8 protein-coding genes are annotated in these 15,423 nt (G+C 74.1%); 3 read left to right on the top strand and 5 right to left on the bottom strand.

Annotated elements, in window-relative coordinates; translation table 11 throughout:
* Both G5C65_RS15840 and G5C65_RS15835 read right to left on the bottom strand, forming a co-directional pair.
* A partial coding sequence (locus G5C65_RS15840; protein ID WP_165299481.1) for a type I polyketide synthase occupies positions 1 to 3,874 on the bottom strand: 3,874 nt, incomplete at its 3' end.
* An 8-nt stretch (positions 3,875 to 3,882) separates the two neighbouring features.
* Positions 3,883 to 7,329: a non-ribosomal peptide synthetase gene (locus G5C65_RS15835; RefSeq protein ID WP_165299480.1), complete on the bottom strand. Its 3,447-nt coding sequence runs from the start codon at positions 7,327 to 7,329 to the stop codon at positions 3,883 to 3,885.
* A 368-nt stretch (positions 7,330 to 7,697) separates the two neighbouring features.
* Here G5C65_RS15835 and G5C65_RS15830 point away from each other — a divergent pair, with 368 nt between their 5' ends.
* A complete protein-coding gene (locus G5C65_RS15830) occupies positions 7,698 to 8,447 on the top strand; it encodes a thioesterase II family protein (RefSeq protein WP_165299479.1) in 750 nt (249 codons plus the stop codon).
* 308 nt (positions 8,448 to 8,755) lie between these two features.
* Here G5C65_RS15830 and G5C65_RS15825 read toward each other — a convergent pair whose 3' ends face one another.
* The gene (locus tag G5C65_RS15825) at positions 8,756 to 9,505 is read right to left on the bottom strand and encodes a LuxR C-terminal-related transcriptional regulator (protein ID WP_338146428.1); all 750 of its coding nucleotides are present in this window, start codon (positions 9,503 to 9,505) and stop codon (positions 8,756 to 8,758) included.
* 388 nt (positions 9,506 to 9,893) lie between these two features.
* Positions 9,894 to 11,447 carry a class I SAM-dependent methyltransferase gene (locus tag G5C65_RS15820; RefSeq protein ID WP_165299478.1) on the bottom strand — a complete coding sequence of 518 codons (1,554 nt, stop codon included), beginning with the start codon at positions 11,445 to 11,447 and terminating at the stop codon, positions 9,894 to 9,896.
* 350 nt (positions 11,448 to 11,797) lie between these two features.
* Between G5C65_RS15820 and G5C65_RS15815 the strand changes: the two genes are divergently transcribed.
* Complete coding sequence (locus G5C65_RS15815) at positions 11,798 to 12,592, top strand: YqcI/YcgG family protein (protein ID WP_165299477.1); 795 nt, start codon at positions 11,798 to 11,800, stop codon at positions 12,590 to 12,592.
* Here G5C65_RS15815 and G5C65_RS15810 read toward each other — a convergent pair.
* The gene (locus G5C65_RS15810; protein ID WP_165299476.1) at positions 12,532 to 13,770 is read right to left on the bottom strand and encodes a cytochrome P450; all 1,239 of its coding nucleotides are present in this window, start codon (positions 13,768 to 13,770) and stop codon (positions 12,532 to 12,534) included. The genes G5C65_RS15815 and G5C65_RS15810 overlap by 61 nt on opposite strands.
* 231 nt (positions 13,771 to 14,001) lie before the next feature.
* Between G5C65_RS15810 and G5C65_RS15805 the strand changes: the two genes are divergently transcribed.
* Complete coding sequence (locus G5C65_RS15805; protein WP_165299475.1) at positions 14,002 to 15,405, top strand: cupin domain-containing protein; 1,404 nt, start codon at positions 14,002 to 14,004, stop codon at positions 15,403 to 15,405.
* Positions 15,406 to 15,423: the final 18 nt, after the last annotated feature.

The raw sequence follows: 15,423 nt of genomic DNA, 5'->3' as shown, positions 1-15,423 counted from the left end.
GGGACGTGCGGGGGAAGGTGGTGACGTCGGCGAGCCCTTCGGAGCGCAGCAGGTCCTCCCACACCTGCGGGCCGACCAGCGGGGAGCCCTCGCGCAGGTCGTCGTCGAAGTACCACCAGCCCTCGTACAGGCCGGTGGTCATCAGCGACCAGCGCTGCTGGTGCGACGCCTCCAGCAGCATCGTCACACCGCCGGGCACCAGCAGTCCGGCGGCGTGGCGCACGGCCTGCCGCAGGTCGGGGGTGGCGTGCAGCACGTTGAAGGCGAGGACGAGGTCGAACGAGCCGGCCGGGTAGCCCTGCGGCGCCGGGTCGCGGGTGATGTCCAGCGCCCCGAACCGCAGTTGGGTCAGCCCCTGCTCGCGGGCTTGCCGCTGCCCGTCCAGGACGAAGGACCGGCCCAGGTCGGTGAAGTGGTACTCGACGCCGGGCAGCGCGCGCAGCTCTTCGGCGACCTCCCAGGTGAGGTAGCCGCGCCCGGCGCCGATCTCCAGGATCCGCACCGGGCGGCCCGGCCCTGCGGCGCCGGCCGCCTCGCCGGCCAGCCGGGCGACGGCCTCGGCGACGAGCCTGCGGTAGAGGGGGATGTCGCTGTAGGCGAGCCTGCGGTCGATCAGGGCGCGTTGGCGTGCGTCGCTGCCGTCGGGCAGCAGCACCTCGGTGCCGGCCAGCGAGCCGTCCAGTACCCGGGGGTAGTGCTGTACGCAGTGGTCCAGGTAGGCCAGGTCCTCGGCCTGGTCGGGGTGGTCGCGCACGAGCGCCGCGGTGAGCTCCGCCGGGTCGCCCACGCCGGCGGCGGCCGCCTGGAAGCGCAGCCGGCCGCCGGCCGCCGCGTCCTCGGCCAGGATGCCGTCGTCGGTGAGCAGGCCCAGCAGGGCGTCCAGGAGGGGCCGGTAGGCGGGGACGGTACGGAAGGCCGCGTGGATCTCCTCACGGGTGACGGCGGTCCCGGGCTCCGTGGCGATGCCGGCCCGGCGCAGCACCGCGCACACGTGCGCGGCGGCCAGCGCGTCCAGGCCGCCGGCCAGTTCGGCGGGCAGCCGGCGGGCCGCGTGCGCGGCGCGCAGCCGCTCCTCGGCGCCGGTCATCCAGTCCAGGTGCGCGGAGAGCGGGACGGGGAAGCCGGCGTCCGGCGCGGGCCGCGCGGGCCCGGCAGGCTGGGCGGCGATCCAGTGCCGGGTGCGCGCGAACGGGTAGCCGGGCAGCGGTACCCGGCGCGGTGCGGGCCCGGTGTGCAGCGCGGTCCAGTCGACCTCGGCGCCGTGGCTCCAGGCGTGCCCGACCGCCTGGAGGAGGGTGCGGCGGTCCGGTTCCCCGGCGTGCGGGTGGCGCATCAGCGGCAGCACCGGGGTGTCCTGGCCCGCCTGGGCTCCGGCCAGGGTGGCCAGGGCGCGGCCCGGTCCGGCCTCCAGCACCAGCGGGTCGCCCTCGGCCAGCAGGGTGCGCAGCCCGTCGGCGAAGCGCACCGGCTCGCGGGTGTGGCGTACCCAGGAGGCGGGGTCCGTGGCCTGTTCGGCGGTGGTCCAGGTGCCGCTGAGGTTGGAGACGTACGGGATGCGGGGCGGGTGCAGCGTGACGCCGCGCACGGCCTCGGCGTACGCGCCGAGCACCGGGTCGAGCAGCGCCGAGTGGGCCGCGGCGCCGAAGCGGATCCGCCGGTGTTCGATGCCGTCCCGCGCCAGCCGGCGTTCGGCGCGTGCCAGCGCGGCCTCGGGGCCGGCCAGTACGCAGGCGCCGGGTCCGTTGACGGCGGCGAGGGAGAGTTCCGCGTCGAGCCGTACGGCCGCCTCCTCGTCGAGCGCGACGCCCAGCATGCCGCCGCCTCCGGCGGCTCGGGCGAACAGCTGCTCGCGCCGCACCACCAGGGGCAGCGCCTCCTCAAGGGAGAGCACCCCGGCCACGCAGGCGGCGGTGTACTCGCCGAGGCTGTGGCCGAGCAGCGCGGCCGGGTGCAGGCCCCACGACATCACGAGCCGGGCCAGCGCGTACTCGGTGGCCAGCAGCGCCGGGAACACACCGACGGCCGCGCCGTCCGCGCCGGCCGCGCCGTCCGGTTCGTCCCCGTACAGCGACTCGCGCAGGTCGACGGGGAGGTGGCCGGCGAGGATCGCGGCGCAGCGGTCGATCTGTGCGCGGAAGACGGGCTCGGTCTCGTACAGGCCGAGGCCCATGCCCGGGTGCTGCGAGCCGGCGCCCGGGAACAGGAGCACCACCGGGCGCCCGGGTACGGCCTTCCGGGGCGGTCCGCCGGGCGCGAGGGCGCGCGCCGCCTCGGCGGTGTCGCGCGCGACGACGGCCCGGCGCAGCGGGTGCGGCCTGCGGCCGGTGCGCAGCGTGTGGGCCACGTCGGACAGCGGCCGGTCCGGGTGGTCCGGGTGGTCCCGGAGGTGCCGGGCGAGGCGTTCGCCGAGCGCGTCGAGCGCCTCGGGGGTGCGTGCCGAGAGCACGAGCAGCTGGTCGTCGGCGCCCTCGGCGGACACGGCGGGCGCTGTGGCGGCTGCGGTGCGTGGTACGGGGGCCGGGGCCTCTTCGAGGACGACGTGCGCGTTGGTGCCGCCGATGCCCAGGGAGCTGACCCCGGCGCGGCGCGGGTGGGCGGCCGCCTCCCAGTGGCGGGTCGTGGTGGGGACGTAGAAGGGGGTCGTCTCCAGCGCCAGATGCGGGTTGGGCGTGCTGTAGTGCAGGGTCGGCGGGACGGTGCGGTGTTCGAGTGCGAGGACGGCCTTGAGCAGCCCGGCGATGCCCGCGGCCGCGTCCAGGTGCCCGATGTTGCTCTTGACGGAGCCGAGCGCGCAGAAGCCGGTGCGGTCGGTGTCGAGCGCGAAGGCGCGGGCCAGCGCGGAGACCTCGATGGGGTCGCCGACCGGGGTGCCGGTGCCGTGCGCCTCGATCAGGCCGATGGTGCCGGCGTCCACGCCGGCCAGCGTCCTGGCGGTGACGATCACCTCGGCCTGTCCCGAGGCGCTGGGCGCGGCGAAGCCCACCTTGCGGTCGCCGTCGTTGTTGACCGCGCTGCCCTTGATGACGGCGTGGATGTGGTCGCCGTCGGCGACGGCGTCGGCCAGGGGCTTGAGGAGTACGGCGCCGACCCCCTCGCCGCCGACCATGCCGGTGGCGTCCGCGTCGAACGGCCGGCAGCGGCCGTCGTGGGAGAAGGGCCCGCCGGGCACGTAGCGGTAGCCCTGGCGCAGGGCCGGGTTGAGGGAGACGCCGCCGGCGAGCGCCATGTCGCAGCGCCCGTCGAGCAGGTCCTGGCAGGCCAGGTGCACGGCGACGAGCGAGGTCGAGCAGGCGGTCTGCACGGACAGGCTGGGCCCGGTGAGGCCGAGTTCGTAGGAGACCCGCGCTGCCAGGGTGCTGTTGACGTTGCCGAGCTGCGCGTGGTGGACGGCCAGGGTGTCCCCGGCGCGCACCCGGGGGTGGACGTGGTCGAGGAAGTAGCGGCTCTGCTGGCCGCCCGCGTAGACGCCGACGGCGCCCCCGGTGGTGCCGGGCCCGTGGCCGGCGTGTTCCAGGGTGTGGTGCGCGCATTCCAGGAAGAGCCGCTGCTGCGGGTCGAGCAGCTCCGCCTCGGCGGGCGGATAGCCGAAGTACGCGGCGTCGAACTCGTCGATGCCCTCGACGACGGAGGCCCGCTTCACCAGCCCGGGGTCGTCCAGCCGCGCGGGATCGCCGCCGGCCGCGAGGTAGTCGGCGTCGCTGAGCGGGGCGACCGACTCGCGGCCGGCCGTCAGGTTGTCCCAGAAAGCCGCCAGGTCGCGCGCGCCGGGGAAGCGGCCCGCCATGCCGATGACGGCGATGTCCATGCCGTCCGTGGCGTCCGGGCCGTCCGAGGCGTCCGTGGCGTCCGTGCGGCCGGTCTGTGCGTGGTCCACGGTCCTGTTCACGTCCTCTCGCCGGGTGCCTGATACGTCCCGGCCGCGCTCGCCGGACCCCTGGGTGCCCGCCGCCCGCGCCGCCGGGCCCGGTCCCGTACGCGCTCCAGCTCCGGATCCCCGCGCCCGCCGCCGTCCGCTCCCCGGCCCAGGTGGGCCGCCAGCGCCGCCACGGTGGGGTGGTCGTACAGCTCCACCAGCGGGATGTCCCGGCCCAGCCGGCGCCGGTAGAGGTTCTGCGCGCGGACCAGCAGCAGCGAGTGCCCGCCCACGTCGAAGAAGTTGTGCCGGGTGCCCAGATCGGTGCGGCCGAGCAGTTCGGTCCACACGGCGGCGATCTCCCGCTCCAGGTCGCTCGCGGGCCCGACCGCAGGCACGGCGGGTGCCGGGGCCGGGTCCAGCGCGAGCAGCGCGGCGCGGTCCGTCTTGCCGGCGGCGGTCAGCGGCAGCGCGGGCAGCCGGCGCAGTTCGCCGGGCACCGCGTAGTGCGGCAGCCGGGCGGCGAGCCAGTCGCGCAGCTCGCCCTCGGCCACGTCCCGTTCGGTCACGCACCAGGCCGCGAGCCGGTCGCCGCCCGGGGTGCCGGAACGCACCAGCGCCACCGCCTGGCGTACCGCAGGGTGCGCGGCGAGCGCCGCCTCCACCTCGCCCAGCTCGATCCGGAGGCCGCGCACCTTGACCTGGTCGTCGGCCCGGCCGAGGAACTCCATACGCCCGTCGGCGCGGTAGCGGGCCAGGTCGCCGGTGCGGTACAGCCGGCCGCCGGGCTCCTCGCCGAACGGGTCGGGCACGAACGCCGCCGCGGTGCGCGCGGGCTCGTTCAGATAGCCGCGGGCCAGCGGCATGCCGCCGATGTGGATCTCGCCGGGCACGCCGACGGGGACCGGGCGCAGGGCCGGGTCGAGCAGATAGATCCGCGCGTTGGGGTTGGGTGTGCCGAGGGTGACGACCGCCCCGTCCTCGTCCGCGTCGAAGACCTGGCAGCTCACGCCGATCGTCGTCTCGGCGGGCCCGTAGCCGTGGTACATGGTGGCGTCCAGGCGCTCGCGGAAGCGGCGGTAGAGCGCGGGGGTCAGCGCCTCGCCGCCGCACCACAGGTGCCGGATCGAGCGGGCGGCACGGCTGATGCCGTCGCGTTCCAGCAGGACTTCCAGCATCGAGGCGGCGATGTAGAGGAAGGTGATCCGCTCCCGTTCGATCAGCTCGGCGAGATGGCCCACGTCGCCGTGGGCGCCGGGGTCGGCGAGCACCAGCCGGGCGCCGTTGACCAGCGGCAGGAAGATCTCGTTGACGGAGATGTCGAAGCCCATCGGGGCCTTGTGCAGGACCCGGTCCTCGCTGGTCGTGCCGAGCAGCGCCGACTGCCACACCATGCGGCTGGAGATCGCCTGGTGCCGGATCATCACGCCCTTGGGGGTGCCGGTGGAGCCGGAGGTGTGGATGACGTAGGCCACGTTCTCCATGTCGGGCTCGGCGGGCCCGGCGGGATCGGCCGGGTCGGCCGGATCGGCGTGCGCGGCGGCGGGCTCCGGGGCGTGGGCGAGATCGCGTACGGGCACGTCCACCGGGGGCGGCGCGGTGTGCCGGCTGTCGGTGAGCACCAGCAGCGGGCGGCTGCCGGCCACCACGGAGCGCAGCCGCAGCTCCGGCCAGTCCGGCTCCAGCGGCATGAAGGCGCCGCCCGCCTTGAGCACCGCCAGCAGCGCGACCACCAGCGTGGGGGTGCGCGCCAGATGGACGCCCACGATCCGTTCGGGCCCCACCCCGTCGGCCCGCAGCACGGCGGCCAGCTCGTTCGAGCGGCGGTCCAGTTCGCGGTAGGTGAGGGCGGTCTCCCCCGCCACGACGGCGACCAGGTCGGGGGTGCGGGCCGCCTGGCGTGCCACCAGCACGTGCAGCGGCCGGTCCTCGGGTGGCTCGTCGCGCGAGCGGCTCCACTCGGTCAGCGCCCGCCGCTCCTCGGCCTCGGTGAGCAGCCGCAGGGCGCCCAGCGGCGCGTCGGGCCGGGCGACCGCGTCCCGCAGGAGGGTCAGCAGGTGGCCCAGCATCCGCTCCAGGGCCGGCGCGGAGAACAGGTCGGCCCGGCCGGTGAGCCCGAAGGCGAGCCCCTCTTCGGTCTCCCGCGCCTCCAGGACGAGCGGGAAGCGCGCGGTGCCGTTGTGGTGCGGGTGTTCGGCGAAGGTGAGGCCGGGGGTGGTCACCCGGCGGGGCGGCGCGGTGACGAAGGAGAAGACCGCGTCGAACAGCGGGGCCCGGCCCACCGCTTCGGCGGGCCGCAGCGCCTCGGCCACCCGGTCGAAGGGGAGGTCCTGGTGCGCGAAGGCGTCGGCGCAGGTGTCGCGGACCCGGGTGAGCAGCGTACGGAAGGCGGGGTCGCCCGCCAGGTCGGTGCGCAGCACGACGGTGTTGCCGAAGTTGCCGACCACGTCCTCGAACTCGGTCCGGTCGCGGTTGACGACGGGCGAGCCGACGGCGATGTCGCTCTCGCCGCTCCAGCGGTGCAGTACGGACTGGTAGACGGCGAGCAGCGCGGTGTGCAGGGTCGTGCCGCACTCGCGGGCCAGCGCGCGCAGGGCGCGGGTGTCCTGGGGGTCCAGGTGCGCGTCGCGCCGTACGCCCTCGGTCTCGCTGCCGTCCTCGGGGTGGTCGGCGGGCAGCGTGAGGGCCGCCGGCGGGGTGGCGAACTTGGCCTTCCAGTAGTCCAGTTGACCATCCCAGGCGCCGCTGTCGAGCCGCTCGCGCTCCCACCGCGCGACGTCGGCGTACCGCAGGGCCGGGGCTCGTACGGGGCCGCCGGGGCCGCCGGGGCCGCCGGCGCCGCTCGCCGCGGTGTAGCGGGCGGCGAGTTCGTCCAGGACCCGGCCCCAGGAGGTGTCGTCGAAGGCGATGTGGTGGACCGCCATCGTCAGCAGGTGGTCGTCCGGGGTGAACCGGAACAGCCGCAGCCGCAGCGGTGTCTCGTCGGCGAGCCGGAAGGGCCTGCGGCCCTCCTGCTCGATGACGAAGTCGGCGGCGCGCAGCCGCGCTTCGCCGGGCAGGGCGCCCAGGTCGGTCGGCGGCAGCTCGACCGCCTCCGGCGGTGCCAGCACCCGGCGGACCGGCGTCCCGTCCCCGCCCGCCGGGTAGACGGTGCGCAGCACGTCGTGGGCGGCCACCAGACCGGTGACGGCGGCGCCGAGCGCGGCGGGGTCGAGGGTGCCGGTGAGGCGGATGCCGCCGCACAGGTTGTAGGCGATGTCATCGGGCCGCAGCTGCCGCAGGAACCACATCCGTTCCTCGGCGTCGGTGAGCGGCGCGGGCGCCGCTGCGCCGGATCCCTGGGCCTGCGGGTGGGCCGCGACCGGGACGGGCGCCGGGTTGCGGCGTTCCAGTCCGGCCTCGGCGAGCATCAGCCGGGCGAGTTCGCGCCGTTGCCGTTCGGGGGATGTTCCGGTCCGGTCCTCGGTACTCGTCACTGCGCGGGTCCCCTGTTTTCTCTCTTCGGGACAGCGGTCCTGGTGCCCTGATAGGGATTCCGGGAATTTCCCCGGCTCATGGTTTTCCGATGGTGCGGGTAACCGTCTCCATTGAGCCCGCCCGAACGTAGCAGCGGGGTACTCGGGGGTCATCCAACTTCGGTAGCCATCGGCGTCTCCAACCGTGGTTCCGTACTGCTTCCGACCCCATCGGCACCCTTGTCCGCGGGTTGCCAGATATGTACGCTCACGACTTCCCGGACGACCGGTAATTCACCCCGGGGAGTTCCGGGTATCCGAGGAGTTCCGGGCACAGGGCGATGCGCCGGTGCGCCGCCGGCGGGCGGAAGACATGCGGGAGAAGGAGCATGACGGACGGGACGACGGGGTCCGGGCGGTGGCTGCGGCGGCACCGGGCACGGCCGGGCGCACCGCGCCTGGTGTGCTTCCCGCACGCGGGCGGCAGCGCCAGTTCCTACCAGGGATGGGCCCGCGCGCTCGCGCCCGCGGCGGAGGTGCTGGCGGTGCAGTACCCCGGGCGGGAGGACCGGTTCGAGGAGCCGCTCGCGGCGAGCCTGGAGGAGCTGGCGGACGAGATCGCCGCGGCGCTGCCGGTGACCGCCGGCCGGCCGCTGGTGCTGTTCGGGCACAGCATGGGCGCCATGGTGGCCTTCGAGGTGGCCCGGCGGATCGAGCGGGCCTGCCCCGGGGGGCTCGCCCGGCTGTGCGTCTCGGGCCGCCCCGCGCCGCACGCGGCGCCCGCTTCGACGGTGCATCTGCTCTCGGACGAGGCGCTGGTGGCGGACCTGCGCACGATGGCCGGCACCTCCGACACGATCCTGGACAACGGCGACTTCCGGTCGCTGTTCCTGCCGACCATCCGCGGCGACTACCGCCTGATCGCCGGCTACCGGCCGGATCCCGAAGCCCGGGTCGCGGCCCCGGTCTCGGCGTTCTGCGGCACGGACGATCCGCACGTACGGCCCCGGGAGGTGCTGCGCTGGGCCGAGGTGACCGGCGGCGGGTTCGACTCCCGGGTCTTCACCGGCGGGCACTTCTACCTGCAGGACCGCCTGCCGGAGGTGGTCGCCGAGGTGGCCCGGTTGCTAGTGCCGTGACCGGAAGGGTTTGCCGTCTCGCGTCTCCCCCAAGCTCTCGGCTCCGCTCGAACTGGGGGTGCCCCCAGGTGCAGGGGGCACCTCCCAGCGGTAGCTGGGGGAGCCTCGCAAGGCGCCGGATCGCGGCTCGTACTGGGCGTACTCGCGTGATTCGGCAACGCCGCGAGGCGCCGTGCCGGGCGGCGCGAGGCGGTGAACCCTTCCGGTCACGGCACTAGGGGGTGTGGCGACGCCCGGCCAGGAGGTGGCGGCGGGCTGAGCCGCGCGCGACGGGCCGGCCGCGTGCCCGCCTGCGCGGCGGGCGGCCGTCAGGCCGGGGCGCGGTCCTCGGTGAAGCTGCCGGCGACGCCCATCTCGTAGGCGAGGATGACCGCGTCCACGCGGTTGCGCAGGGCCAGCTTGCGGCAGATGCGGTTGAAGTGGGACTTGACCGTCGCCTCGGAGAGCACCAGCACGTCCGCGATCTGCTGGTTCGTCAGCCCCTGTGCGACGAGTTGGAAGATCTGCAGCTCGCGCGGGGTGAGCAGGGCGAGTTCGCCCGAGGACCGGAGCGCGGCGGGCCGGTGGGTGCAGCGCAGCGCCTGGAGCACCTGGACCACGATGCCGGGGCTCATCGCGGCGCCGCCCCGCGCGACGTCCCGCGCCCCCGAGACGATCTCGGAGGACTCCCGCTTGAAGAGGAAGCCGCGCACGCCCGCGCGCGCGGCGCCGAGCACCCGGCCGTCGGCGAGACCGCTCTCGGATGCCAGGAGCATGACACCCGGGGAACCGCCGTCGGCGCGGTTGCCGACCAGCCGGCGCACCACGTCCAGGAGGTCGGGGCCGGGGAGTTCGGCGTCCATCAGCACCATCTCGGGCCGGTGTGCCTCGGCCAGCTCCAGCAGGGACGTCCCGTTGGACGCCTCGCCCTGGACGCGGAACCCCGGGTCGTTCTCGAACAGCGCGCGCAGTCCACGGCGCACCAGCGGCTGCTCGTCGCCGAGCAGCAGCCCCACCCGCCCGCTGTCCCGCGCGGCCGGCTGCGACTGCGCGGACATCACTTCGCCCAGCCCGTTCACGGTTCGTATCGGCCTTACGGACCGCATCGCCAGTCCCCCCCTCCGACGAGCCGACACGCCCGCCGGTGCGCTGCACCGCACGGACTGGCGTGGGCTGTTATGAGCCATAGCCTATGTTAGCGTTACCCGGATTTGACGGAATCCGTACGTCCGCTTTAGATTGGCGCGATTTTCATTCCCGCCGTCGCGCCGGGTCACGACGCTGGATCGCCCTTTGCTTCCGCCAGCACCGCATTCACACGCTTTTCACGATGAAAACTGTTGTCATTCACGTGTGTGCCCACTCCAAATCAGCCATCGGATCCGGCCACCGTGGTGGCCGAATACGCCGGTCCAACCGGCGCCGGGGCGGTTTACACGTGATGTCCGCCACTGTTCGGCGGCCGGATCAGGCCCACTGAATGGCGCGCAGCGCCGCCTCGTCGGGCGGTTGGCCCGGCGCGCCCGGCAGGGACTCCAGCAGCACGAAGCGGCCCGGCATCACGGCCTCGGCACCGCGCGCCCGCACATGGGCGCGCAGCTTGGCCGGGCTCAGGTTCTCCACCCGCCCGTACCAGGGCCGGTTGACGGGGCGGCGCGGCGGGGCCGGCTCGTCGGGGAAGCGGACCTCGGGGGCCGGCTTCCCCGCCCCGTCCTCGACCCGTACCAGTGACAGGTCGAAGGCGCCGTCGGGCAGGGACCGGGCCCAGCTCAGCCGGACCGCGTAGGGCAGGTCGTCGCCCAGCGCCCAGAAGTCCTCCGGCTCCAGGCCGTCGCCGGCCGACTCGCGGGCCCGCGCGAGCACCTCGGCCGCGACGGCGGGCCGGTCGGGCCGCGAGAGCAGTTCGGCCGCCGCGTGGTCGGCGAGCACCCGCGCGTTGGGCACCCCGAGCAGCCCGAGCACGGCCGGACGCTCCTCCGCCAGGTGCCGGCGCAGCGCGTCCGCGCTCCAGCGCCGCCGGTCCCACGGCTGCCACTCGGGGACGACGGCCTCGCCGCCCGGCAGCCGGTCGAGCCGGATCACCACGTCGTAGCGGAACCGGTTCATCTCGGTGCGCCGCGCGCCCCTGCGCAGCAGCACCGCGACATGCGCGACCCGGGGCAGCCGGCCCGGCAGCGCGGTGAAGTAGCCGGGGTCGACGAGGAGTTCGGTACCGGTGCAGCAGCGGCGCTCGGCCAGGCCCTGCACCTTCTCGCTGGGGGCCCGCTCCGGGGCCCTGGCCAGCTCCAGGCCGGCGCTGAACGCGCGGTTCACCGCCGCCGAGCGGACGTCGCCGACGAACAGGAAGCCGCCCTCGCCGACCACGTCGACGGCCTGCCGGACCAGCCGGTCCAGATACTCCTCGTCCGGGAAGTACTGCGAGACCGAGTTGACCACGAAGCCGTCGACCGCGCCGGGGGCCACGGCCGACAGGTCGTCGGCCGGCGCCTGGAAGACCTCCACCCCGGCCGGGAGCGCGCCGCCGAACGAGTCACGGATCCGCTCCACGGCGCCCGCCGAGATGTCGCTGGCGAGGTAGCGCTCGGTGCCGGGCGCCAGGCGGTGCAGCAACATGCCGGTGCCGCAGCCCACTTCGAGGACGCGCCGGGCGCCCAGGCCCTCGATCCGGGTCACCGTGGCGTCCAGCCAGGCCCGCATGTCCTCCTCGCCCAGCTCACCGCCGGTATAGCTGCTCAGCCAGCCCCGGGTGTCGAACGTCGGGTCCTCGGACGCCGGTTGGGCGTACACGTGGTCGTACACGCCCTGCCATTCGGCCACATACTGCCGGCCGAGCGCGGCCGCGTCGTCCTGGACGGCGTCGTTGCGGCACGGCACCACGTACGCGGTGCGCACCGGCGTGCCGTCCGGCCTGACCTGGGTCCGCACGACGGCGCGCGCCACCCCGGGGTGGGTGTGCAGGACGCGCTCCAGCTCCGCGGCTGCGGCCGCGGCATCGGAAGTCGGGGAATCGAGAGCTGGCATGTGCTTCTCCTCGTTCTGGCTGGCAGCGGCAAGGCCATGGGGGACCGGCATCCAGAAATCGGCGCGTTCGCCGGGGCGGCCGGGGAAATACGAAACAGCGGTTCTCGGCTTCCCAGGCACCACGGCGACATGCCGTACACGTTACCGACCGGCAATGCCGTCCGGAAGGTGGCTGTCCTGCGCCTGCATCGTACGGTTCACCGGCCGCCGTTTCTTGCACACCCGGTTGCACAACTCAATTCCTACCCTGGTTGGAAGACCCGGCCTGAGGGGCGCTGATAGCCTCTTCGCCGATCGGCGTCCAGGGCCGGGGCTACGCCGGGAAAAGCTATCGTCGGGGTGATACGCACATGGCAGAGAACGTCATCGGCAAAATACCCGAGTGGGGTTCCGAATGCGTTCTGGAATTGCGGGAGACGCTCCTTTCGGAGGCTTCGCCCTTTCCCTGCACCTTCGCCGTCTCAGGCATCAAGAGGGACAGCCTGCGCTTCGGTTTCGTGGAGTCGCTGGACGACCCGGACACCTGGGAGAGGCTGGGCGAGGTGCTCACCGAGTACCTCGCCGGCTACCGCGAACTGGGCCGGGAGACCTCGCTGATCGTCTTCTTCCGGCCGGAGGGCCGCACCCGCACCGTCGAGGCGTACCGGGAACGGTTCTGGAGCGTGCTCCAGCACCTGCACGACACCGACGAGAGCCCGTGGCCGGCCGAGGTGCCGCAGGACACCGACGACCCGTGGTGGGAGTTCAGCTTCGGCGGCACTCCGATCTTCGTGGTCTGCAACACCCCGGCGCACGAGCGGCGGCGCAGCCGGCACAGCCCGGTCTTCTTCATCACCTTCCAGCCGCGCTGGGTGTTCGAGGAGCTGGGCGCCGACACCCCGCCGGGGGCGGCGGCGCGGCGCACCATCCGCAAGCGGCTGAGCCGGTACGACACCGTGGAGGCGGCCCCCGAGCTGGGCTCGTACGGCGACGCGGACAACCGCGAGTGGCGGCAGTACTTCCTGGCCGACGCACCGGCCGAGCCGCAGGACGGCGCGGCGCGCTGCCCCTTCCGGCCGCGCGGCTCGCAACCGGTCCCGGCGGGTCAGGCCACGGGCCGGGACAGCGGCATGCTCTTGACCCCGAAGACCGTCGGCGAGGAGTAGAAGACCGGCGGCTCGGCGAACCGCGGCTCGGGGCAGCGCTCCAGCAGCATCGTCAGCGCGACCCTGGCCTCCATCCGGCCGAGCGGCGCGCCGATGCAGAAGTGGATGCCGTGCCCGAAGGACAGGTGCGGGTTGGGGCTGCGGGTGAGGTCGAAGGTGCCCGGGTCGGCGAACTGGTCCTCGTCGTGGTTGGCCGACAGCACCCAGGAGGCGACCATCACGCCGGCCGGGATGTCCACCCCGCCCAGGGTGGTGTCGCGCGCGGTCAGCCGGTAGGCCAGCGGGGCGGGCGGGCTGAAGCGCAGCACCTCCTCCAGCGCGTCGGGGACGAGTGAGGGATCCTTGCGCAGCGCCGCCAGGGCCCCGGGGTTGTCGTCCAGGCACAGCAGGCTGTTGCCGAGCAGCAGCGTGGTGCTGATGTGCCCGGCGAGCAGCAGCATCAGGGTGATGGTGAACACCTCGGACTCCTCCAGCCGCTCACCGTCCACCTCGGCGGCCACCAGCCGGCTGAGCACGTCGTCGGCCGGGTCGCGGCGGCGCCGGGCCGCGTGGTCGAGGAGATAGTCCTGCATCTCCAGCAGCAGGTTGTCCATCGCCTCGGGCGTCTGCAGCCGGGCCGCGTCGACCGCCGCCGCGTCGTGGTTGGCCGAGACCAGGGCGTCGGCCCAGCCGCGGAACATCGCGTGGTCGGCCGCCGGCACCCCGAGCAGCTCGGCGATGACGGTGACCGGCAGCGGGTTGAAGAACGCGGGCACCATGTCGACCACGTCCTGGCCTGCCATGTCGTCCAGCAGGCCGGCGGTGATCGAGGTGATCTTGCCTTCGAGCTCGGCCACGGCGCGCGGCGTGAGCGCCTGGCTCACCAGCTTGCGCAGCTTGCTGTGGCGCGGCGGGTCGGTGACGCTCAGGTGCCCCTCCAGCAGGTTGGGCACCGGCCGGCCGTCGGCCGCGATCTTCGGCCCGCCCTGCGCGTCCGGCACCAGCCGGCTGAAGTCGGAGGAAAAGGTGTGCGGGTCCTTCAGCATCTGCTGGGTCTCGGCGAAGCCGAATACCTGACAGGAGCGGGTTTCCTCGTCCCAGAGCACCCGGTTCTCCCGGCGATTCCGGGCCAGCCACTCACGCAGCGCCAGGCCGCCGTCCTCGGTACCTGACGGGGGGCCGGTCACGGTCTCGGTCATCGGTCCACTCCTCATTTCACAGCCGCCGCGCGGTCTGGCGAGTCGGTCGGGGCGGCCACCATAACCATGGGAACGAGCGCGTGCCCAGAGTGCCTCAACTACGGGTGGCAGAAGGAATTTCCACCCCTGGTTGGACGACCCCCGAAGCGCCGGGTTGTTAGTTTCGCAGCCGCTCGAAGTCGCGTGCGAAGAGTGCGCCCTGCCCGGCGCCGAAGAAAGGGAAAGGATCTCATGTCCCCTGTCTCGCGTATCAAGAGCGATCGTGACGATCCCAATGGCATTGTCCGGCAGTATGCGGCGAACGCGCCTTTCCGCAGCGCGACGGCGGAAGAACTGATCAACGACGACAATCCGTTCCGGCGGCCGGTGCGTCCGCACGACTTGGGATTCCTCGACTACGGCACACCGATGCCCGCCGACGAGGCGCTGCGGCTGAGCGCGCTGCTGGGCCACCGGATGCTGCGCACCGTGCACGACGCCGACCAGCTGTATGTGCCGGCCGCGGCCGGCGGCCACCCGAGCGCCGAGGACGCCGCCGCGTTCCGCTCGCTGGACAACCGGATCCTCGCGCTGCGGGCCGGCGCCGTGCTGGAGCGCCATCTGTTCCACTGGCTGGGGGGCGCCCGCACCCCGCTGGAGGGCGGGGCCGACGCGCTCACCGGCCATGTCCAGGGCGTGCTGGAGGAGCGGCGGGCCCGCCCGGGGCGCGCCCTGGAGGTGGCCCGCTCCTGTCAGCACCGCGCCGAGGCGGCGACGTTCACGCTGGTGCAGCTGACCGCGGCGCGGCCCGCCGTGCACAGCGCCGTGGGCCGCGGCCTGCTGGGCGACTACGGCACCGCGCACCCGGCGCTGCGCACCCTGCTGCTGGAGGACCTGCGCGACCGTACCGAACGCGCCCCGCACTACGAGGCGCTGCTGGCCGGCGCCGGGCTGTCGGCCGAGCCGTACGCGTACTGGCAGTTCCTGCTGGGCTCGGCGCTGGCCGGCGCCAACCACCTGCACTCGGCGGCCCGCGACCACGCGTGGTTCGGCGAGTTCCTGGGCGCCTGGGTGCACCACCGGCTGGACGAGGCCGTCACGGCCGAGGCGTACCGGGGCGTCTTCGAGGAGGCGTTCGGCGACGCGGGCGCCCGCTACTTCACCGACGTGCCCGAGCTGACCGGCGCCGGGCTGGCCGAGCTGACCGGCGCGCTGGTGGGGCCGCTGGTGGAGCGGTTCGGCGGCGAGGCGGCGCTCTCCTTCCACCGGGGCTTCGAGGACGCGCGGCGGCTGGCCGCCACCTTCGACAGCGACCTGGCCACCCAGCTGGCCTGGGCCGACCGGCTGGACGAGTACAAGGTCAAGGCCGAGAAGCTGCACTCGCTGATCGAGACCAGCGGCATGGAGGTCGACCTGGACACCTTCGTGGAGTCCCACGAGGAGACCTCCACCACCCATGTGCACGACGAGCACCGGCTCGTGGTGGTCGAGATCGGCCAGATGCACTTCTGGAACAACGTCGGCCCGATGATCGCCATGAACGAGGGCGACAAGCTGCTGATCCCCGCCGAGCGGCTGCACGGCTCGATGGTGCGCTCCGGTACCTGCACCTACCACCAGCCCATCATCACCGAGGAGATGCTCGGGCAGATCTGAGCCGCCCCTCCCCGCTCC

Origin of the sequence: Streptomyces boncukensis (assembly GCF_011045075.1) — a bacterium.
GTDB lineage: Bacteria > Actinomycetota > Actinomycetes > Streptomycetales > Streptomycetaceae > Streptomyces > Streptomyces boncukensis.
This window is presented reverse-complemented; position numbering and strand designations above follow the sequence as displayed.

Bases quoted from the DNA above. Each gene is read 5' to 3' on its own strand.
- G5C65_RS15820 (WP_165299478.1), bottom strand. From the start codon at position 11,447: ATGCCAGCTCTCGATTCCCCGACTTCCGATGCCGCGGCCGCAGCCGCG.
- G5C65_RS15810 (WP_165299476.1), bottom strand. From the start codon at position 13,770: ATGACCGAGACCGTGACCGGCCCCCCGTCAGGTACCGAGGACGGCGGC.
- G5C65_RS15815 (WP_165299477.1), top strand. From the start codon at position 11,798: ATGGCAGAGAACGTCATCGGCAAAATACCCGAGTGGGGTTCCGAATGC.
- G5C65_RS15805 (WP_165299475.1), top strand. From the start codon at position 14,002: ATGTCCCCTGTCTCGCGTATCAAGAGCGATCGTGACGATCCCAATGGC.
- G5C65_RS15830 (WP_165299479.1), top strand. From the start codon at position 7,698: ATGACGGACGGGACGACGGGGTCCGGGCGGTGGCTGCGGCGGCACCGG.